At 42.3% G+C, this 20,298-nt stretch carries 15 protein-coding genes; 13 read left to right on the top strand and 2 right to left on the bottom strand.

What is annotated here, in order from left to right:
* The first annotated feature begins 41 nt into the window (after positions 1 to 41).
* The 12 genes from A8F94_RS15370 to A8F94_RS15315 are packed head-to-tail and all read left to right on the top strand — an operon-like array spanning position 42 to position 18,016.
* A complete protein-coding gene (locus A8F94_RS15370; RefSeq protein ID WP_077247741.1) occupies positions 42 to 2,513 on the top strand; it encodes a glycoside hydrolase family 38 C-terminal domain-containing protein in 2,472 nt (823 codons plus the stop codon).
* Positions 2,514 to 2,515: 2 nt separating this feature from the next.
* Complete coding sequence (locus tag A8F94_RS15365) at positions 2,516 to 3,727, top strand: DegT/DnrJ/EryC1/StrS family aminotransferase (protein WP_066202177.1); 1,212 nt, start codon at positions 2,516 to 2,518, stop codon at positions 3,725 to 3,727.
* A 17-nt stretch (positions 3,728 to 3,744) separates the two neighbouring features.
* Positions 3,745 to 5,436 (top strand): hypothetical protein, encoded by a 1,692-nt coding sequence (locus A8F94_RS15360; RefSeq protein WP_066202175.1) that lies wholly within the window; start codon positions 3,745 to 3,747, stop codon positions 5,434 to 5,436.
* Entirely contained in the window at positions 5,420 to 7,891 is a 2,472-nt protein-coding gene (locus tag A8F94_RS15355; protein WP_066202173.1) for a hypothetical protein, read from the top strand. Before A8F94_RS15360 ends, A8F94_RS15355 begins: the two co-directional genes overlap by 17 nt.
* A 24-nt stretch (positions 7,892 to 7,915) precedes the next feature.
* Entirely contained in the window at positions 7,916 to 9,019 is a 1,104-nt protein-coding gene (locus A8F94_RS15350; protein ID WP_066202171.1) for a Gfo/Idh/MocA family protein, read from the top strand.
* Positions 9,020 to 9,029: 10 nt separating this feature from the next.
* Positions 9,030 to 10,040, top strand: a complete 1,011-nt coding sequence (locus A8F94_RS15345; protein ID WP_066202169.1) for a Gfo/Idh/MocA family protein — start codon at positions 9,030 to 9,032, stop codon at positions 10,038 to 10,040.
* A 22-nt stretch (positions 10,041 to 10,062) separates the two neighbouring features.
* Entirely contained in the window at positions 10,063 to 13,194 is a 3,132-nt protein-coding gene (locus tag A8F94_RS15340) for an alpha-mannosidase (protein WP_066202166.1), read from the top strand.
* Between the two features lie 2 nt (positions 13,195 to 13,196).
* Positions 13,197 to 14,033, top strand: a complete 837-nt coding sequence (locus tag A8F94_RS15335; protein WP_139070100.1) for a class I fructose-bisphosphate aldolase — start codon at positions 13,197 to 13,199, stop codon at positions 14,031 to 14,033.
* Between the two features lie 5 nt (positions 14,034 to 14,038).
* Positions 14,039 to 15,202 carry a Gfo/Idh/MocA family protein gene (locus A8F94_RS15330; RefSeq protein ID WP_066202162.1) on the top strand — a complete coding sequence of 388 codons (1,164 nt, stop codon included), beginning with the start codon at positions 14,039 to 14,041 and terminating at the stop codon, positions 15,200 to 15,202.
* On the top strand, positions 15,203 to 16,381 hold the full coding sequence (locus tag A8F94_RS15325) for a carbohydrate kinase family protein (RefSeq protein ID WP_066202160.1): 1,179 nt from the start codon (positions 15,203 to 15,205) through the stop codon (positions 16,379 to 16,381).
* Between the two features lie 15 nt (positions 16,382 to 16,396).
* The gene (locus tag A8F94_RS15320; protein ID WP_066202158.1) at positions 16,397 to 16,936 is read left to right on the top strand and encodes a D-lyxose/D-mannose family sugar isomerase; all 540 of its coding nucleotides are present in this window, start codon (positions 16,397 to 16,399) and stop codon (positions 16,934 to 16,936) included.
* Between the two features lie 12 nt (positions 16,937 to 16,948).
* On the top strand, positions 16,949 to 18,016 hold the full coding sequence (locus A8F94_RS15315; RefSeq protein ID WP_066202156.1) for an aldose 1-epimerase family protein: 1,068 nt from the start codon (positions 16,949 to 16,951) through the stop codon (positions 18,014 to 18,016).
* Between the two features lie 101 nt (positions 18,017 to 18,117).
* On the opposite strand, the gene A8F94_RS15310 is transcribed toward A8F94_RS15315, so the two are convergent.
* The gene (locus A8F94_RS15310) at positions 18,118 to 18,909 is read right to left on the bottom strand and encodes a uracil-DNA glycosylase family protein (RefSeq protein WP_066202154.1); all 792 of its coding nucleotides are present in this window, start codon (positions 18,907 to 18,909) and stop codon (positions 18,118 to 18,120) included.
* Positions 18,909 to 19,778 carry a hypothetical protein gene (locus tag A8F94_RS15305; RefSeq protein ID WP_066202152.1) on the bottom strand — a complete coding sequence of 290 codons (870 nt, stop codon included), beginning with the start codon at positions 19,776 to 19,778 and terminating at the stop codon, positions 18,909 to 18,911. The genes A8F94_RS15310 and A8F94_RS15305 overlap by 1 nt, the downstream gene beginning before the upstream one ends.
* A gap of 333 nt (positions 19,779 to 20,111) precedes the next feature.
* Here A8F94_RS15305 and A8F94_RS25815 point away from each other — a divergent pair, with 333 nt between their 5' ends.
* Positions 20,112 to 20,252 carry a hypothetical protein gene (locus A8F94_RS25815; protein ID WP_175384437.1) on the top strand — a complete coding sequence of 47 codons (141 nt, stop codon included), beginning with the start codon at positions 20,112 to 20,114 and terminating at the stop codon, positions 20,250 to 20,252.
* Positions 20,253 to 20,298: the final 46 nt, after the last annotated feature.

Raw genomic sequence — 20,298 nt, 5'->3', positions numbered from 1 at the left:
TAGGGTAGCCGAATTGCATCAAGTGGAAGGAGATGAAAACGGTGAAAAAATTACATTTAGTATGTAATGCGCATTTAGACCCTGCGTGGTTATGGGAACTCGAGGAAGGCGCAGGGGAAGCATTATCCACTTTTAGAATTGCCGCAGATTTTTGTGAGAAATTTGATGGCTTCATCTTTAATCATAATGAGGTACTTCTCTACAAATGGGTGGAGACCTTTGATCCGGTTCTTTTTAAACGGATTCAAAAATTAGTAGCTGAGGGTAAATGGCATATCATGGGGGGATGGTACCTGCAGCCAGACTGCAATTTGCCTAGTGGAGAGTCTTTTATAAGGCAAATATTATTCGGCAGAAACTACTTTGCAGAAAAATTCGGACAGAAACCTACCACTGCAATCAATTTTGACTCATTTGGCCATACGAGAGGTTTAGTGCAAATTTTAAACAAATCCGGTTTTGATTCTTATATAGTGTGCAGACCTGATCAACAGGATTGCCCGCTTCCTGGGGATGACTTTGTCTGGGTGGGCTATGATGGTTCCGAAGTCCTGGGCCATCGTGCGTTTAATGCCTATTTATCAGGGAGGGGCAAAGCCCATGAAAAGGTAACCAAATGGATGGAATTACATAGGGAAAAAGAGGTTGGCCTTGTTCTTTGGGGAATCGGGAACCATGGAGGCGGACCGTCAAAAATTGACTTAAACAACCTGCAGGAACTTAAGGAAAAAACGAAGGATTTTGAGGTACTCCATTCCACTCCGGAAGCCTATTTTGCTGAATTAAAAGGAAATCAGGAGATAGAGAAACATGAAGGGGACTTAAACCCGTGGGCACCTGGCTGCTATACATCACAAATCAGGATTAAACAAAAACACCGGCAGTTGGAAAATGAAATTTACTCACTGGAAAAGATGGCATCTGCCGCAGCTTTACAGCAATTAGCAACGTATCCTCAAGAGTCGATTAATGCAGCAATTGAAGACCTGATGATTGCCCAGTTCCATGATATTTTAGCAGGAACCTCGATTCAGGCTGTGGAGGAGAACTCGATCCGGATGATGGATCATGGATTGGAAATCCTTGCGAGAGAAAGGTTGAAATTATTCTTCGCATTAACAAGCGGCCAGAAGCAAGCTGGCGAAGGGGAGATTCCGATTTTTGTTTATAACCCTCATCCTTATGCGGTAAACATGATTATTGAATGTGAATTTCAGCTTCCTAAATCCTCTAAAGGTCACTTTGCCCTGCCTGTCGTTTATTCGAACGGGGAAAGAATTCCTTCTCAAGTAGAGGAAGAAGAAAGCAGTTTATATATTGATTGGAGAAAAAAGGTCAGTTTTACAGCGGAATTAAAGCCCGCACAATTAAACCGCTTTGATTGCACGGTTGAGTTGATTCCTAGTAAACCGGAGCCAAGCCTCACTGAAAAAGATGGGAAAATACACTTTGTGACAGATGACTTGGAGGTCGTTATTAATTGCCAAACCGGATATGTTGATCAATATAGGATAGACGGGAAGGATTATTTAAAACCAAACGCATTCATGCCAATTGTGGTGAACGATAACGAAGATGCATGGGGATCTCATGTGAAAAGCTTTCCGGATAAAATTGGCGAGTTCAAGCTCATGGATTCCGAAAAGGCAACCCGTGTTTCCGGTGTGACAGAAAAACTGCCAGCAGTCCGAATCATCGAGGACGGGGAAGTGCGTTCAATTATAGAGGTGTTGTTCGAGTACAATGATTCGCAAATTTGCCAGCGTTATCATCTTCCTAAGCGTGGGACAGAAATCGAAGTTGAACTTACTGCCCATTGGCTGGAGAAGGACAAAATGTTAAAGCTGTCTGTTCCGACTGTTTTTTCTTCCAATAAGTATATCGGGCAGGTAGCGTTTGGCAGGGAAGAACTTCCTCAGAACCATAAGGAAGCTGTGGCGCAGAAATGGAGTGCTGTTGTTTCTGAAAACGAGCAACTGGCGTTTTCCTGTATTAATGATGGAACCTATGGATCAGATGAAAAAGATGGAGAGATTCGATTATCCTTGCTTCGTTCAGCTGGCTACTCGGCATTGCTTGGGGGAGAAAAAGCCTCTGTCATTCCTCAGGACCGTTTTTCAAAACGAATGGATCAAGGTGAACGCAGTTTTAGGTTTTGGTTCAACGGTTCATCAATGGACAAGAGACTCGAAAACATTGACCGGGAAGCCCATATACATAATGAAAAACCTTATGCACTCACTTATTTTCCATCTGGCGAAGGAGAATTGCCCCTTTCATTACTGGAAATTGATGATCCGTCCATTCAATTATCCGCTTTTAAAAAGGCGGAGAAAACGGACGATTACCTCATAAGGTTATTTGAGCCTACAGGGAAAGGTCGAACATTTTCTATTCATCTTCCGCTAGTCAATATCTCAGTGGAACTTTCAATGAAGGGCTTCGAAATAAAAACACTTTTATTGGATGTCAAGAATAAAAAGGTCGTCGATTCGACGCTAATGGAGGAATAGAAATGACAGAAACAAGTTTGGATAAACTCGCCATTAGCGGAGGGAGTCCGGTAAGAACAAAACCATTTCCTGACTGGCCCATCTTTGGGAAGGAAGAAGAGGAAATGATTTTGGAAGTTGTCCGTTCCGGAAAATGGGGAGGCACCAACCGCAATAAATTGCCGGAACTAGAAAGGAAGTTTGCCGACTTACATCAGGCAGCGTATGCAATCTCAACCGTTAACGGAACATTAGGGATTACTGTTGCCCTGCAGGCAGCCGGGGTAAATCCGGGGGATGAGGTCATTATGCCTCCTTACACTTTTATAGCAACTGCTACCGCTGCGCTTATATTCGGAGCAATTCCTGTTTTTGTTGATGTGGAGGAAGATACCTTATCACTTGATCCTGAAAAAATTGAAGAGGCGATCACTAGTAAAACAAAAGCGATCCTTCCTGTCCATATTGCAGGTGCACCGGCTAATATGACCGAAATCAATAGGATTGCGAAAAAGCATCAGTTGGTAGTGATTGAGGATGCCGCGCAAGCTGTCGGTGCTGAGTGGGAACATAAAAGAGCAGGAGCACTGGGGGATTTGGCTTCCTTCAGTTTTCAATCAGGCAAAAACATTACTTCCGGTGAAGGAGGGATGATTTTATCCAATAACAAGGAATTTGCCGAAAAGGCCTGGTCTCTCGCCAATGTTGGCCGTATCCCAACAGGTGCCTGGTATCAGCATGAACGAATCGGCTGGAACCTGCGGATGTCTGAATTTCAGGCAGCCATTCTGCTTGCGCAATTAACCCGCCTGGAAGAACAATGCCAGACCCGGGAACATAATGCTGCTCTATTAAATCAGTATATATCTCATATTGATGGGGTTACACCGACAGGAAGGGATCCAAGGGTTACAAGACATGCGTACCATATGTACATGTTCAGAATTGAAAAAGGAATGACTGAAACCGTCGATAAACAAGACTTTATTCGAAAGATGAATGCGGAAGGGATTCCTGTAACCGGGGGATATGTATCTTTAAATCAAAATCGGGCAGTGATCAATGAAATGAAAAAATGGCTGGGGAAAGAAAAAATCTATAACTGTCCAGTTAGTGAAACTGCCTGTGAACAGGAAATTATTTGGCTTCCGCAGCGTGTATTGCTTGGAACAGAAGAAGATATGGATGATATTGCAAGAGCCATTAAAAAGGTAATGAATTCTTACCGGATATAAAAGGGAGGTGAGAAGTTATGAAACTAGCAAGACTAGGTTTATATATAGATGAAGACTTATCTAAACGGTATTGGAGCTATGGCCAAAATGTATTTGCAACGTATCTGAAAGACATTTTAGGCAGGTTGAGGATTCCATATGAAATGGTTACGAGCGGTGAGCATCTGGACTCCGGGCAATTCGATATCATTATCGCAGCCTTTGTTCCAGATACTAAGGCTGTTGGCGAGAAAATACTTGATTTTGTAAAAAAGGGCGGCGCGGTTTTATCCCTTGCAAATCTTGACCAGCTGGCACCATATTTCGGTTTCCGCAAGGGAGAAACACTCGGCGCAGGGTATGCCTCGTATGACCAGGAAAAATACAAAAAGCTCCGTTATTTAAAAGCAAAACCGTGGCATTCTGCTGCGGGGGAAAATACTGCAGAAAAACAAACAGGCAGCCTACTGAACAGTCAAGCACCGCTATTTCAACAGTTTCCTCTGGAAAAGGGTATCTTCTCAAGGTGTACGGTTGACATAGCAGAAACTGTCGTAAGGCTCCAACAGGGAGGGCAGCCTCTATTTCATGACGGTACACCGGCCCCGGACGGAACAGCGGAAATTAATGATTATGTGCTAAAAGTGGATGATATGTGTGAGATGGATTGGGAGCACGACCGGCAACGAACCGAAACCAACCAGCCTTATTTTGCCTATCCTTATGCGGACCTCTGGAAAGAAGTATTTGTTCACTATTTAGTAGAACTGAGTTTGGCGAAAGAATTGACCTTGCCGTTTGTTTGGTATTGGCCTGAGGGAGTAAAAGGTGTAGCCGTCATTTCCCATGATAGTGATTATAACGAGGATGAACATGCCTATACGACTCTCCGTCTCTTAAAAGAAGCTGGTGTCAGATCAACATGGTGCATGATGGTTCCCGGATATAGCCAGGACGTCTATCAAAGGGTAAAAGCGGATGGCCATGAACTGGCCTTTCATTATAATGCTGTTGATGTAGACGATGGCTTCTGGGGCGAGGAGGAATTCAAGCAGCAATTTTCCCGAATGCAAAAGGATTTGCCTGGTGTAGAGATTGTTTCCAATAAAAATCATTTAACCAGGTATGAAGGATGGGGAGAACTGTTCGAATGGTGTGAACAATGTGGAATCAAATCCGACCAAACCGTTGGTCCTAGTAAAAAAGGTAATTTGGGTTTTACTTTTGGTACCTGCCACCCTTATTTTCCGATTGCATGGGGGACCGATCACAACCGGTTTTACGATGTTGTTGAACTACCCTTCTTAACACCCGACATCAATACAGGTAAATGGGGTGATACCTCAATCATCGTGCCATTCCTGGAAACGGTGAAAAATGTGGATGGTGTAGCCCATTTCTTATTTCACCAAATTCATTTGCATAGAAATGAAAAAGTACGCGAGGCCTTTTTTAAAGTAGTTGAGGAAATGAAAAAACGGCAATTTGAATTTTGGACAGGAAATGAAGTAAACAAGTGGGAACGGTTAAAAAGATCCATCACTATTACGAGCGTTACGGATGGCCAGGTAGAGTTTGATGCGGATGGGACCATACACGATTTCATTGTTTACATTCCACTCCATCATGATAATGAAGCCCAATATTCTGAAACTGAAGTGGTTTTTGGCATTCCGTGCATAAAGGCCGTGTGTCATAAGGATGTGAAAAAGCATGAACTCAGCTCTTGAGGGGCAAGTGTGGAAAATTCAACAGATTGACTGGAACCGGGCCAAAGAAAATGAAATGTCCAGAAGGTTTTATCATGTATTACTGAAGTGGATTCCATACGCCAATAAGGAATTCAGGGAGTGGGATGTGCGCCCGGATACAGGACATTTTTTTGGCGGTGATTTCTGGTATAGCTCTGAAAGCGCGTCCACGGCTCTTGTATTTGCTGTAGCTGCAAAGCTAGGTGAATACAGCCGTGAAGTCACCGGGATTGATAGGGATGAATTAAAGGAAAAAGCGATAAAAGCGATTCGTTACATGGGCTTTACTCACGATACTGGACCAGAAGATTGTATACGGGTGAATGGACGAAATCACTATACTGCCGGGAAAAAATGGGGCGGTAAAGATGACCATTTCTTTATGGCCAGCCAAAATGGACGATCTATTTCTTCTTTTGCAACTGCCGCCTGGCTGCTTTGGGATGACTTGGATGATGAAACAAAAACTCTCGTCCAAAATGTGGTTTCTAGTTATGCTGACCGTTTTTGTGAAGAACCGCCAAGAAGCGGCAGTTTTTATGATACACAATGTGAAGAGGATGCATGGACCACAGCGGGGCTTGCCGCAGCAGTTGCATTGTTTCCGGAACATCCGCATCATGAGCGCTGGAAGGACGGCTTTGTTAATTGGGGAATCAATACAATTACAACCTCTTGGGACCGTTTGACGTCAAGGTCAGGCCTTATTGAAAAAACAGATAATCATGAAATTAAAACGATCAACTTCCTGCCGGATTACACGACAGAAAATCATGCCTTTGTTCATCCAAGCTATCTTTGTGCAGGAATCAATTTGCGTGCCGTTCACGCCATTTTAGCATATATGAGCGGAGAACCAGTCAATTCGAGTGCGATTTTTAATAATGAGAAACTGTATGAAAAAACGGTTAAAATCTGGGCGCAATTCGATGGCCTTGCCGTTCCGATCCAGGGCCAGGATTGGTGGTATAACCGGCATCATGAACGTCAATTTACCCATGCAGTATTGAACGTGGTCCATAAGAACAAATCAGCTGCACTGTTTGAAAGGCGATGCTTGGAGACCATTGAGAAAATACAGATGAGCAATCCATCCGGCTGTTTATTGGAGGAAGAAGAATATGTATTTAATCCTGTACATGCCCAATCATCAAAGGATTTCGAACCGGGTTCTGCCCTTGACTTAGTAAACTCCTATTTATTACATATTTTTGGCGGTGATGAAGCGGAGCCAGCCCGGTATCAAGAACTGGCTGATGAGCTGGCCGGGGTCCATTATTATCCTTTTGGATGCAGCATAATAAACCGGACAAAGGATGCTTTTACGAGCTTCAGCTGGCGAAACAATGTCACTTTATTAACTTTACCTGAGCAAGGCTTGTGGAATATCACTCCGCTCTTCCATAGCTATACCGGTATGTTTACGTTCAAACAGACAAAGGCTGTTAAAGCACTATCGAATCAGGAATCCATCAGGCATATGGACGAATGCCGGATTCATCAATATGAAAATGGCTTTGGCGCCACGGGCGTAATCTTAAGGGGAGATGATGAGATTGCCCAGGAGGTGGCCGTTGTTTCCTTGCCGAACGGATATACCGCCTATTATGAAAAGGTGAAGGTCCTTAAAGACTGTGATTTGGAGAGGGCTGCTACAGGGATTATTGGTGTAAGAAATGAAAACTACAAAGGAATGCCTGATTTAGCTCCAGGCAAACGGACGCTCTATTTGCCTGAAACGGAGGAAACCTTCGATGGGTATCTGGCAGCGGTACCGGATAGGAAAAAGAGCTGGAAAGCCCCAGACTATGTAAACCTGGATTCGAAAATTGGCTTTATCTTAAAAGGGTCACACGGAGTGACCTATATCAATCGGCATCAATATGACCGGTGGAAAGGCATTGAAGACCAGCTGATCTTAAATGATATGGATCCGGATAGGCTGACAACGCCTGGCACACTCGAGCCGTTTGTTGTCTTGGCCATGCCGAACCAAACCATTGAGGAAACGAGGCAGGCCCATAAAAATCATGACTTTTTAACGTGCGAAACCGAAAATACACAACTGCTGATAATTAAGGATTATTTAATTTATATCAATTTCAATAAGGCTCCTGCCTGGGTAAGTGGGCGTACACTCATAACAAAGGAGTCGATCTATATTTTCGAAGGTGTCAATAAACTAGGCCAGCGAATGTACAGATGGGAAACCACCCTTCAAGGTTATCAAAGCGGGTACTATGTCAGTGAATGGGTACTCTCTTCAAAGGATTTTGAACATATGAATGTAGAAATCCATGTTCAATCCAATCATCTCCTGGTTTTAAATCATTCCGGGTCTAAGGTGAAAATAGAACTGTTTAATAAAAAGTTAAACAAACCATTCCAGATAACTGTTGAGGGTTTTTCTTTTGAACGCATTCATTCAGTATAAAACCAATCAAGATGAGGGGTAAGGATGGCTGAACAGAAGATTGGAGTAGGAATCATCGGATGCGGAGCCGTCTCAATGGCCCACGTTAAAGCCTACCTGGAACTGGAGAAGGATTGCACAATTAGGGCGGTGGCAGATATTCAGCCAGGGAGTGCAGAGAAGCTGGCTGGAGAAATTCCCGGGCACATTGATATGTATGATGATATCGGCTCACTTTTAAAGCGGGAAGATATCGGGGTAGTATCGATTTGCACGCCGCCATTCCTTCATAAAGAACAAGTCATCGAGGCATTATCTAAAGGAAAGCACGTCATTTGTGAAAAGCCTTTCGCTCCGTCCCTGGCGGATTGTGATGCCATGATTGACGCGGCAGTACATTTTAACAGAAAGCTTTGTGTGACTCTCCAGCTTCGTTTTGGCGAGGACTTCAAACGGGTCAGGCATATTGTAAAAAGCGGAATGCTCGGGGAAATTGTATTTGCTCAAATGCAAGGACTTTATTGGCGCGGGGATGCCTATTACAAAAAGGATTGGAGAGGCACATGGGAAAAGGAAGGCGGCGGGATCTTAATGACTCAGGCCATTCATCCTCTCGATTTATTACTTGACCTGCTGGGCGGGGTAAAATCCGTGAAAGCCGAAATGGATACCATTTCTCATCATGTGGAAGTGGAGGATTTTATCACTGCAGTGATTGAATTTGAGGCAGGGGTAAGAGTTCATATTCTGGCTACTATCAACTCAGTGAACAACGGAGTCAAGATTAGCCTCTCAGGAAAAACAAAAGCAATCGAATGGCCGATGGCTTTTCATGCCGTTTCTGAAACTCCTGGGGGTTTCCCCGTCCTTGATCACGAAGGCTTCCAGGCCTTGAAAATGAAAGGCGAGGAAATTCCGGCAGGCAGGGACGATCACTTTGCACCGATTTCGGATATGATTTCCGCGATTAAAAATAACCGGGAACCTGTTGTAAACGGTGTGGAGGCCAGAAAAAGTATTGAATTGGTTACAGGTATTTATAAATCAGCCAGCATCAATCAATCTGTCACCTTTCCAGTAGACAAGAATGACCCATGGTATTCGAAAGAAGGAATTTTGAGCCATATTAAAAGAAACGTAGTTACATAAGGAGCAAAAAGTGAAACCATACCGATTTGCTGTTGTAGGGTGCCGCCATTTTCATATACTCGAGTTCATCGATGAAATGATAAAGTTAGGCCATCAATTTGCAGGAATCTATGAATCTGAAAATAGTTCGTATCGGGACACAATTACAAATAAATACTTAGTGAAATCGTTTGGAAGTCTGAACGACCTTTTGCCTGAAAACTTGGATATTGTTGTTTGTTCCGATATAAATTCCAGGAAAATCGATGTAGTTGAATGGTGTGAGAAACATAGAATTCATATTATGGCAGATAAGCCTATTGTGACTAGCTTTGAACAATATGAACGTTTGGAACGGGTAATGTCAAGGAACCATATTCAAGTTGGCATGATGCTCACTGAACGTTTTCAGCCCGTTTTTCAAACACTTAAGAGATTAATGGATGAAAGACGGTTTGGAGACATTACCCATATATCGGTAAAAAAACCGCATCGTTTAGGGAAAGCGAAACGGGAGCCCTGGTTTTTTTCAAAATCCTTATCCGGGGGGATTGTTGTTGACCTTTTGATCCATGATTTTGACCTTCTTCGATGGCTTACCGGGATGGAGGCAACAAAAATCAATGGGTATATGACCAAAAATATTCTGCCGGAATATGAGGATTTTTATGATGTGGCTTCTTTTTCCGTACTGCTTACTAACAGGCTGCCTGTCCAGCTCTATGCTGATTGGCATACCCCTTCATCAAGTTGGACCTGGGGAGATGGCAGAGTTTTTATAACCGGTACGGAGGGTTGTGCAGAACTTAGGCTGCAAGGAGATCCATTTATTGAAAAACAGAGCCTTTTATTGTATGGAAGCCATCAGGAAGCGTTACAGAAAATAGCGCTGCAGCAACCTGATTCAGGCTTAGCCGCGGATTTCATTTACCGGATAGAAGGGAACGCCCATAGCATCACCCATCAGGCGATTTTAGATGCCACAATGGATACGCTGCAGGCGGATGCGCAGGCTATTAAGATAAATAGGTTAGTAGATTAGGAAAATGAGGAGACGGGCGGACATGTTTTTTACAGAGGAAAAGCTAACCAAACAGGTGCATGAACTTTCTTTATTCCGGTATCGGGACCCTATTACTATCGGTTCTTTTCTCGTGCAGGAGGATGAAGATGGGAACGTAGGGGAGCGGCCGCCGGTAAAGGGTGTATGGAAAGAAATGAGGATCGGGGATTATTGGAGAGGGCGAGACCAATATATTTGGCTGAAAACCCAAATAACCATCCCGGAAAACTGGTCAGACAAAGAAATTATAGGCTTATTCGATTTCGGCAAAACAGACTTTTGTACGAATTCAGGCTTTGAATCGCTTCTGTATGTTAACAAGATTCCCTATCAGGGTGTTGATATGAATCATCAGGAAGTGTTTTTTGGGCAGGAACATATCGGAAAAAACATCGACTTGGATTTTCGTTTATGGTCAGGGCTTGAAGGCGGCGGGGAACCGCAAGTGCAGGAGCATCAATTTAAAACAGCCCTGCTTGCATGGCTGGACCCAGCCACAGATGACTTTTATTTTACGAGCAGAGCAATAATTGAAACCCTTCATGTATTGGATAAAAACCAACCTGAATATTTTCAGCTATTGAATGCTTTGGATAGGGTGTTCAAGTCGGTAAATTGGTCAAAACCGGGATCAGAGGAATTCTATGAATCCATGAAAATCGCTTCAGTGAAAATTCATGATGAGCTGGCCAATCTTGAAAAAACCCATCCAGTCACCGTTCACTGTATTGGGCATACACATATTGATGTTGCCTGGTTATGGCGTTTAAAACATACGAGAGAAAAGGCTGCCCGCTCGTTTTCTACTGTCCTGCGGCTAATGGAGAAGTATCCGGATTATTTGTTCCTGCAGTCCCAACCGCAGCTATATGACTATATTAAATCTGATTACCCTGATATTTATGAGCAAATAAAGAAACGGATTAAGGAAGGGCGTTGGGAGATTGATGGAGGGATGTGGCTTGAGGCCGATTGCAATATCCCTTCTGGAGAGTCGCTCGTTCGTCAAATCCTCTATGGAACAAGGTTCATGAAAGAGGAATTTGGACATACTTCCCGGTATTTATGGCTTCCGGATGTGTTTGGATACAGCTGGGCTTTACCGCAAATTCTGAAGAAATCGGGAATCGATACATTCCTGACAACGAAAATCAGCTGGAATCGATACAATCGAATGCCGCATGATACTTTTCGGTGGCGTGGAATAGACGGCACGGAAGTATTATCCCATTTTATTACCACTCCTTATATCAATGGGAATAGTGAATGGAGATATGACTATAACGGCCACATTGCGGCGAAAACGGTAAAAGGGATATGGGACACATATCGTGATAAGCGGTTTAATCAAGACCTTCTACTTTCCTATGGCTATGGGGATGGCGGTGGTGGCGTTAACCGGGAAATGCTTGAAATGAGAAGGCGTCTTGACAAAATCCCTGGACTGCCGCATGTGAAACAGAGCCGTGCAGATGAGTATTTTGAAACCCTTCATCAAACGGTAAGCGATACAGATGAATATGTCCACACATGGGATGGAGAGCTTTATTTAGAGTACCACCGCGGAACCTATACGAGTCAGGCTTATAATAAGCGGATGAATCGGAAATTGGAGCTGTTGTATCGCGAAGTCGAATGGACAAGTGTGCTCGAAAGCGTTCTGGCAACTAGCTGGAGCAACTATCCGCAGAAGCAGCTCGAAGAAGGCTGGAAGATTATTCTCCGTAATCAATTCCATGATATCATTCCTGGCTCCTCGATAAGGGAGGTTTATGAAGATAGCAGATTGGAATATCAGGAAGCAGCCAAAATCGCAAATGAGATTTGGACGGCATTTAAACAAAATGAAAATGAAGTGTACACAGTATTTAATAGTGCTCCATGGGAACGAAACGAAATCGTGAAAATTCCTAAAACACTGGCGAACACCAGGGGAAAGTGGATGGATATCAGAGGTGAAATCCTTGAATCACAATTGGTGAAGAATGAATGGCAGATTCGGGTAACTGTCCCTTCGGTTGGATATACGACCATTTATTTTGAACAGGAGGAACACCCGGTTCCACAGGATTGCCCTTTTGTTATTGGTGAAAACAGGATTGAAACACCGCTGCTGGATATCAAATGGAATCGCCATGGCCAAATTGAAAAACTGTATGATAAAAAACACAAACGGGAGGTTATTCCTGAACATGAACGAGGTAATATTCTTCAAGTTTTTGAGGATAAGCCCGTCAGGTGGGACGCATGGGACATTGACATATTTTATCAGCAAAAAATGGAGGAAATCACGGACCTTGTCAGCTGCCAGGTAGTCGAGGAGGGTCCGCTGTCCATTGCCGTAGCGTTTACTTGGAAATACAAAAATTCCACCATAGAACAACAAATGCGGCTATATGCTGACTCGACCAGAATTGATTTTGAAACAAACGCTGATTGGCAGGAGCCTCAAAAACTGGTAAAAGCAGCTTTTCCAGTTCAAATCCGTGCAACCGAAGCTACCTATGACATCCAATTCGGCAATGTTAAAAGACCTGCACACTGGAATACAAGCTGGGACTGGGCCCGATTTGAGTCGGTTGGCCATCAATGGGCGGACTTATCAGAGAAAGGGTATGGAGTCAGTTTGCTGAATGATTGCAAATATGGCTATGACATAAAAGACAATGTTATGCGGTTAACACTGATCAAGACCAGTACCTATCCGGATCCTTACGCCGATATCGGAAACCACACGTTTACGTACTCACTTTATCCGCATGAAGGAGATTGGTATGAAGGACGTACTGTTCAGGAAGCCTGGTCATTAAACCAACCTTTAACAAGTTATCAACGGAAAATGGAAGCAGAACAGCTTTCATTATTTACGACTCCAAATGAAAATATCATGATAGATGCCTTGAAAAAGGCCGAGGATAACAATTCCGTTCTGATAAGAATACATGATTTCTCCGGAGGAAGAGAGGTTGTTGAACTGAACAGTGAGAGACCCATTCTTTCATGGCAGGAATGCGATTTGCTCGAAAATCCAATTGGAGATATACAGGAAACGGGCACAATGAATGTCCTTGTTAAGCCATATGAAATTAAAACGTTTAAAATCGCTTTTTCAAGTTCAATAAAGGAGAGTTGATGATGTCAATATTGCCTAGGTTCAATCGGTTATTTGCCGAGGATGGAAAATGTTTTAATGTGGCAATAGATCACGGTATGTTTAATGAATTTTCATTCCTGGCAGGAATAGAAAATATGAAAGATGCTATAGAAGTCATTGTAAAATCCAATCCTGATGCGATTCAGTTAAGTCCCGGGCAAGCAAAGCTTTTACAAGCGATTCCAGGTAAAGAAAAGCCTTCACTCGTACTTCGTACTGATATTGCGAATGTATATGGTAAACAATTGCCCAGATACCTGTTTAGCCAATTGATAGAACGGCCCGTTGAACAGGCGCTGGCCCTGGATGCAGCCTGTGTGGTGGTCAATTTATTTCTTATCCCTGAACAGCCGGAAATCTATCACCAATGTATCGATAATATTTGCAAAATAAAACCCGAATGTGAAAAGTACGGGATGCCTTTAATGGTTGAGCCTTTAGTGATGCTGCCAAACGAAATTAGCGGCGGATATATGGTGGATGGGGATAAAGAAAAAATTATTCCGCTCGTCCGCCAAGGGGTTGAATTGGGAGCAGATATTATCAAAGCAGACCCTTGTGACAATCTGGAAGATTATCATTTAGTGATTGAAGCAGCTTCCGGCAAACCGGTTTTGCCTAGAGGCGGCGGAAGAGCTGCTGATGAAGAAATCCTCTCCCGTACCTATGAGCTTATGCAACAGGGGGCAAACGGAATTGTTTATGGACGGAATGTTGTCCAGCATCCTAATCCGGCATTAATGACAAAAGCATTTATGGCAATTGTCCATCAAGAGGCAGATCCAGACATGGCCATGTCGATTTTGAGAGGGGAATAATAAAAATGCAACAGGTTATTCGATTCGGAATCATTGGCTGTGGATTAATGGGACGTGAATTTGCCAGTGCAGCTGCCCGTTGGTGCCATCTTCAAAATATGGCTGTTAAACCTGAAATTGTCGGAGTCTGTGATGCCAATGAAAATGCGCTGAAATGGTTTCATGATCATATCCCATCGGTACGGATTCAAACAACTAATTATAAGGAATTGCTGGAATGCGATGAAATCGATGCTGTTTATTGTGCAGTACCCCACCACCTTCATAAACAAATGTATATCGATATTATCGAGTCGGGAAAGCATTTACTGGGGGAAAAGCCCTTTGGGATTGACCAACAGGCAAATGAAGAAATACTAACAGTGATCGGGAATCATCCAAACGTTGTTGTTCGATGTTCTTCGGAATTCCCATTTTTTCCAGGTGCACTCCAAATTGCTGATTGGGTGAAGGAAGAGAAGTTCGGAACGATTATTGAGGTGGAAGCAGGATTTTACCATAGCAGCGATTTAAACCCGAATAAACCAATTAATTGGAAGCGGATAGTAGAGACAAATGGAGAATACGGCTGCATGGGAGACCTTGGTATGCATGTTGTCCATCTGCCATTTACATTCGGCTGGATGCCCAAGTCGGTTAGGGCATTATTATCGAATATCGTTACGGAGAGGCCAAATCACGAAGGAAGAATGGTGCCTTGCGAAACGTGGGATAACGCGATTTTAGCTTGTGATGTCGAAACTGGGAATCAGTCCTTTCCGATGATTTTGTCCATGAAGCGAATAGCACCAGGCCATGCAAACACTTGGTTTATACGAATTTCGGGAACATCCTTTTCGGCTGAGTTTTCAACAAAATATCCAAAGCAGGTACGTTATCTGCCATATGATTCAAGCGGATCACAGGCATGGCGTGTTGAAGATGTCCCGTACAAATCTGCCTTTGAAACGATTACAGGCCCCATTTTTGAATTTGGTTTCTCGGATTCAATTATACAAATGTGGGCGGCTTTTTGCGATGAACTTGCAAGTAGAGATAAAAAGGAACAATCATTTTATTGCGCAACACCAGAAATGACAAAGCTAAGTCACCAACTATTCACGGCAGCCCTCCGCTCCAATAAAACGGGAGAGACGATTCACTTAAATAAAACCGAGGTTGTTCATTAAATGACAAAAAAAGTAATTGTAGCCGGACATATCTGCCTGGATGTTATTCCGCCATTTACAACTGAAGAAAAAGTATCTTTATTACCAGGAAGCTTATATCATGTTGGTCCTCCTTTAATGACAACTGGAGGAGCGGTTTCAAATACAGGATTGGCTCTTCATCGGTTGGGTTTTGATACTAGATTGATAGGGAAAATCGGCGAAGATTCGTTTGGTGCAGAAATAATTAATAGATTGGAAACAGAAAACCCCGCTTTGAGCTCTGGAATGATTGTTGATCCCGATTCTGTTACTTCCTATTCAGTCGTCCTGAATCCACCAGGATCGGATCGGATATTTCTGCATTGTCCCGGTGCAAATGATACGTTTTCAGCCTTAGACATAGATGATTCGCAAATTCAAAGCTATTCCTTTTTTCATTTTGGCTATCCGCCTTTAATGAAAAAGATGTACGAAAATAACGGAAAAGAGGTAAAAGACCTCTTTCAGAAAATGAAAAATAACCAAATGACAACCTCACTTGATATGGCACTCCCTGATCCTGATTCAGAGGCAGGCCGAATTGATTGGAAAGCATTTTTACAGGAAACCCTGCCTTTTGCCGATATTTTTTTACCGAGCCTGGAAGAAATTTTATTTATGATGGATTCGGCCATGTTAACGCTATTTAGGGAGAAACAGCAGACGATTGTAAATCAGGAAACGTTAGCGGCTTTGGCAGATAAACTTATTGAGTTTGGGGCAGCCATCGTTGCGATTAAGCTGGGGGATTCAGGACTGTATGTAAAAACGACGCGTGATGAAAATCGCCTAAAGTTGGCAAGCATTGGCGAAAACTCGAATGTAATTAATTGGCTGGGCCGGGAATTCATTGCCCCTTGTTTTGATGTGAACGTAAAGGGTACCACAGGTGCAGGTGATAGTACGATCGCAGGGTTTTTAGGAGGAATCATTAAGGGATTGCCGCCGGAAAAAACAGCCGAATATGCATGTGCGGTTGGTGCCTTTTGTGTAGAGGAAGCAGATGCAACCAGTAATATACCGGACTGGGAATCTGTCGAAAAAAGAATTCGCAATGGCTGGAACAGATTGGAGCCGAAAGTGAATTTGGAGTGTTTTACGTTTCGTGACGGTAATTACTTAGGAATTATGGATAAATTTTATAACCACCCTATTTGATTGGAGGGAAAATTTATGAAAAAGAGCGAGGCACGCAAAAAAACAATCGAAGTTCTTGAAAATGCCGGGATCCTGCTTACTGACCAGGAAAAGGAGAAAGTGGAAGTTGCCGATTTTGGATTAAATGAACTGACTACCCAAGGTTTGCAGCTTTTCACCTACATTAATACTGATCGTTATTGTGCGAAAGATTTAGTCTTGTTTGCAGGACAAACTTGTCCGGAACATCGCCATCCCCCAATAGAAAATAATCCCGGCAAAATGGAAACTTTCCGCTGCAGGTCAGGTAAGGTTTGGCTATATATTGAGGGGCCAAAGACAGAAGCCATTAAGGCAACAGTACCGAAGGGCAGTGAACAATATTATACCGTCTTTCACGAGATCGAATTAAATCCCGGAGAGCAATTTACCATTCCACCTAATACGCTCCATTGGTTCCAGGCAGGAGATGAAGGTGCAATCATTTCGGAATTCTCAAGTACAAGCAGCGACGAGGCCGATGTGTTCACTGACCCGCGAATCGTACGGATTCCTGTAGCGGAAAACGAAGTGTAGTAGTGTGCCCGAATGAAACTTTATGGGAAAAGATGGATTAAGCGGGAATTAGAATCTCTTGTCGGAAAAATGGACCAAATTGGCGGGATTGCCAGACTGAAATATACGGAGGGCAAAGAAGCTGGAACTGAATTAATCCAGGTTAGAACTGGAGCTGGACTTACGTATTATATTTCCCCTTCAAGAGGATTTGATATTGTTTCTGCTGAATTTGCAGGTAACAGTTTGTCATGGCTTTCTCCCAATGGGCCTGCTCATCCAGGATATTTTCAGCAACAAGGAAAGGGATGGCTCAAAACTGCTGCTGGAGGATTATTAATGACATGCGGGCTCACCCAAGTAGGTTCCCCTTGTAAGGATGGTGATGAAGAACTCGGCTTACATGGGAACATTCATCATATTCCAGCGAAAAACATTTGTACAAGTGCAGAATGGGTAGAAAATGACTATGTTTTAAAGGCTTCCGCTGTAATGGAAGAGACCTCTATATTCGGTGTTAATCTCCAGATGAAAAGAGAAATTACAAGTTTCGCGGGAGAAAATCGCCTCACTATTAGAGATATTGTTGAAAATAAAGGTTTTGAACCTGCTCCACATATGATTCTATATCATTTTAATTTTGGATTTCCATTCATGAATGAAGAGACTTTTATCGATTTTCCTTCTAATAAAGTAACTCCAAGAGATTCAGACACTTCTCTGGCAGATTATCAGCGCTGGGAAAAACCGGCGAACAATAGCAGGGAAAAAGTCTATTATCATGAAAATCTTAATGTGGATGTTAGAGGTAACACAACTGTGTCGATTACGAATCCAACGTTTCCATTATTAAATGAAAAAATGCCTTTAACCGCTACCTTAACCTGGTCTGCTAAAACACTCCCTAAATTGGTACAATGGAAAGCCAATGCAGAAGGAATGAATGTTTTAGGGATTGAACCATCCAATTGTTATGTCGAGGGCAGAGTAAAAGAAAGAGAAAGAGGGACGTTATGTTTTTTAGAGCCAGGTGAAAAACTAGATTATCATCTTGAATTGTCACTGGCACTAGCTGGAAAGGAAGTCGTGGAGGAAAATTAATTTATTTATATTAAATGCTTATAGAAGGAAGGGGCGAGCAGTTTATTCATACTGCTCGCCCCTGTGTTTACCAAGCTAATATGAGTCTATTTCTAGTGTTGTTACTCTTCATTACTAATTTCTTTTTGGATTAATTCAGTTGCAATTTTTATTCGCTTTTGAAAGTTTGTTGAAGTATGGCATTGTCCAGTAATAAAAGGGGATACGATGAGTTTTCCATGTGTTAAGGGAATAACTTCACCACATTCAACTGCTTCACCATATGTTCTATTATCTTTAAAGAACGTGGTTTTACCCAGTAAATCAAAAGCCTGCTTCCCTAAGGTAATAATGTAGTCCGGTTTTACAATTTCTATTTCCTTCTCCAAGAGCTTTGCTGATTGATAGTTGTCGAAGGTATCCTTTTTTCCTGGAATACGATCCTTGTAGACCTTTTTTGCATCTGTGAAGTAAATTGATTTTAGATCTAAACCCCAGCTTTTTATCTGCAGGAGAGCTCTTTTCCAACTGTGATACTTGAACAGGTCTTTGGTCTCTAGCAGATCAATATATCTATTGTAGGCAACCTCCGAATAGTTGGTTATCTCGGTATATAATGGAGAATACATAACCACACTTCCTGCATCAGATGCATTGGAATCCTGTGCAATCAGCATGATTCTCTGTCCCTTCCACTGTTCATTAAAAACATTTTCACCCCACCAGGGCAAATCGGCTCCTTTTTTTATTGAGGGGTAATTCTGATGGTTAAGCATGGCCTTTACATCCCTTGTGAAGTAATTGCTTGGATATAAATGTTGAAATACAGCAACAGGTGTACCGGAGGTAAACTTTTCTTTGGGATAGATTTTATAACCGCTAAAAGCCTTTGCAAGAGAAAGTATTGTATCCATTATTTTTTCAACTCCTCAATCTCATTTTTAAAGAGGGTTTTAATTTGATGAACCAATGCGCCAATCCAGGATTGCCATTCGTAATTATTGACGTTATCAATAAAAAGATAATAGTCTGGTAGTCCGGAATCTCTTTCAAGGTCATCTAAAATTTGGTTTGCAAGGACATTTGGATGGAGGTCTGAGGCTAGGATGTATACATTCGATTTGGGATGTGTGTAGGTAGGGATACCGGAGATATAGGATTCTATAAAATTATGGACCTGTTTTTTGTTAATTAGAAAGTCGTGAATGGATTCAACTGCTTCTCCAAGTATATTCTCAACATAGCTTTTTTCAACACCGTTCTGCAGGGAGGCAATTAGGAAGTACACATTTTCCTTATCAACTGCAAATTCCTCTTCAGCTAGAGTTTGAACTTCATTGATAAATTCATAGAACCGTTCACTTCTTGAATAGCCTAAGTCTGTTAAGTATTTTAAAACAGCTAAAGGCGTGCCATTCCAGCTAAAAACAATCAACCCACCGATTTTTGAGCGTTCAACTTCGATTCTTAACGAAAATAGTTCCTTTGAAAAGAATTCTACAAGTTCTTCTCCAATATTTACAGATAGTCTTCTCGCTGCTTTTTTACTTTTTCCTGATTCAATCCGAGCCCTTTCTTCAGCAATATAAACATCGGTAATTTTCATAAAAAGCAATGATTCCTTGCTATTTAAATCAATTTCACCATCATAATTCCGTTCGGGCTTAGGCTCTTGCTTCTTTTGAAAAGTACCATTGGCCATAGTAACAGTAAGTTTTTCCATTGATTGAGAAATGCTTTTTAATGATTGATCAATACTAAGTAAAATTTCTTTTATTTCCATCACAACCCCTCCTTGTTATAAATGATACATCGAAAGATATAAATTTATTACTATAAAATTCTGTGATATTAATGATTAATTATTTGCCTTTAAAGGTGACGCATTTACCAGATGTGGGAAGGGTCAGAAAGACTAGGAAGATAGCAGGAGTATCGAAGTCGTTCCACTAAAAAGAAGTGAAAGGGGTCTACTCGGGTGGATGGAGCTTGCGAATTTTGTCGAAGATTGATTTCATTTTTGCAATAGGGGATATGGTACCATAGAGTTGCAACTGTATATGGTGAGGGTGGTTGGTTGTCATTCTTCTTTCCAATTCGGAAAGGAGGTGATGCCATGGAAATATTTCTTGAATTCATTCGTGAAATTCTGAAAGGGATTGTGCGGGAGACATCTGCACATTTTTTTCGGAAAAACGTTCTTGAAAACGAGAAAACCACCCCGCGCCGTCGGAAGCAAAAGGGGTGGTTCTCATAAGCCTTAACCGGTGACAACCACCACCCTGACGGTAGGGTTGCAGGGA

Origin of the sequence: Bacillus sp. FJAT-27225 (genome assembly GCF_001685025.1) — a bacterium.
Classification (GTDB): domain Bacteria; phylum Bacillota; class Bacilli; order Bacillales; family Cytobacillaceae; genus Bacillus_D.
Note: the sequence above shows the minus strand (reverse complement) of the source record. Positions and strands in the feature narration are given on the sequence as shown.

Coding starts and splice junctions, on each gene's coding strand:
- A8F94_RS15310 (WP_066202154.1), bottom strand. CDS start 18,909: ATGGATACAATACTTTCTCTTGCAAAGGCTTTTAGCGGTTATAAAATC.
- A8F94_RS15355 (WP_066202173.1), top strand. CDS start 5,420: ATGAACTCAGCTCTTGAGGGGCAAGTGTGGAAAATTCAACAGATTGAC.
- A8F94_RS15340 (WP_066202166.1), top strand. CDS start 10,063: ATGTTTTTTACAGAGGAAAAGCTAACCAAACAGGTGCATGAACTTTCT.
- A8F94_RS15360 (WP_066202175.1), top strand. CDS start 3,745: ATGAAACTAGCAAGACTAGGTTTATATATAGATGAAGACTTATCTAAA.
- A8F94_RS15315 (WP_066202156.1), top strand. CDS start 16,949: ATGAAACTTTATGGGAAAAGATGGATTAAGCGGGAATTAGAATCTCTT.
- A8F94_RS25815 (WP_175384437.1), top strand. CDS start 20,112: ATGGAAATATTTCTTGAATTCATTCGTGAAATTCTGAAAGGGATTGTG.
- A8F94_RS15335 (WP_139070100.1), top strand. CDS start 13,197: ATGTCAATATTGCCTAGGTTCAATCGGTTATTTGCCGAGGATGGAAAA.
- A8F94_RS15305 (WP_066202152.1), bottom strand. CDS start 19,778: ATGGAAATAAAAGAAATTTTACTTAGTATTGATCAATCATTAAAAAGC.
- A8F94_RS15350 (WP_066202171.1), top strand. CDS start 7,916: ATGGCTGAACAGAAGATTGGAGTAGGAATCATCGGATGCGGAGCCGTC.
- A8F94_RS15320 (WP_066202158.1), top strand. CDS start 16,397: ATGAAAAAGAGCGAGGCACGCAAAAAAACAATCGAAGTTCTTGAAAAT.
- A8F94_RS15365 (WP_066202177.1), top strand. CDS start 2,516: ATGACAGAAACAAGTTTGGATAAACTCGCCATTAGCGGAGGGAGTCCG.
- A8F94_RS15330 (WP_066202162.1), top strand. CDS start 14,039: ATGCAACAGGTTATTCGATTCGGAATCATTGGCTGTGGATTAATGGGA.
- A8F94_RS15325 (WP_066202160.1), top strand. CDS start 15,203: ATGACAAAAAAAGTAATTGTAGCCGGACATATCTGCCTGGATGTTATT.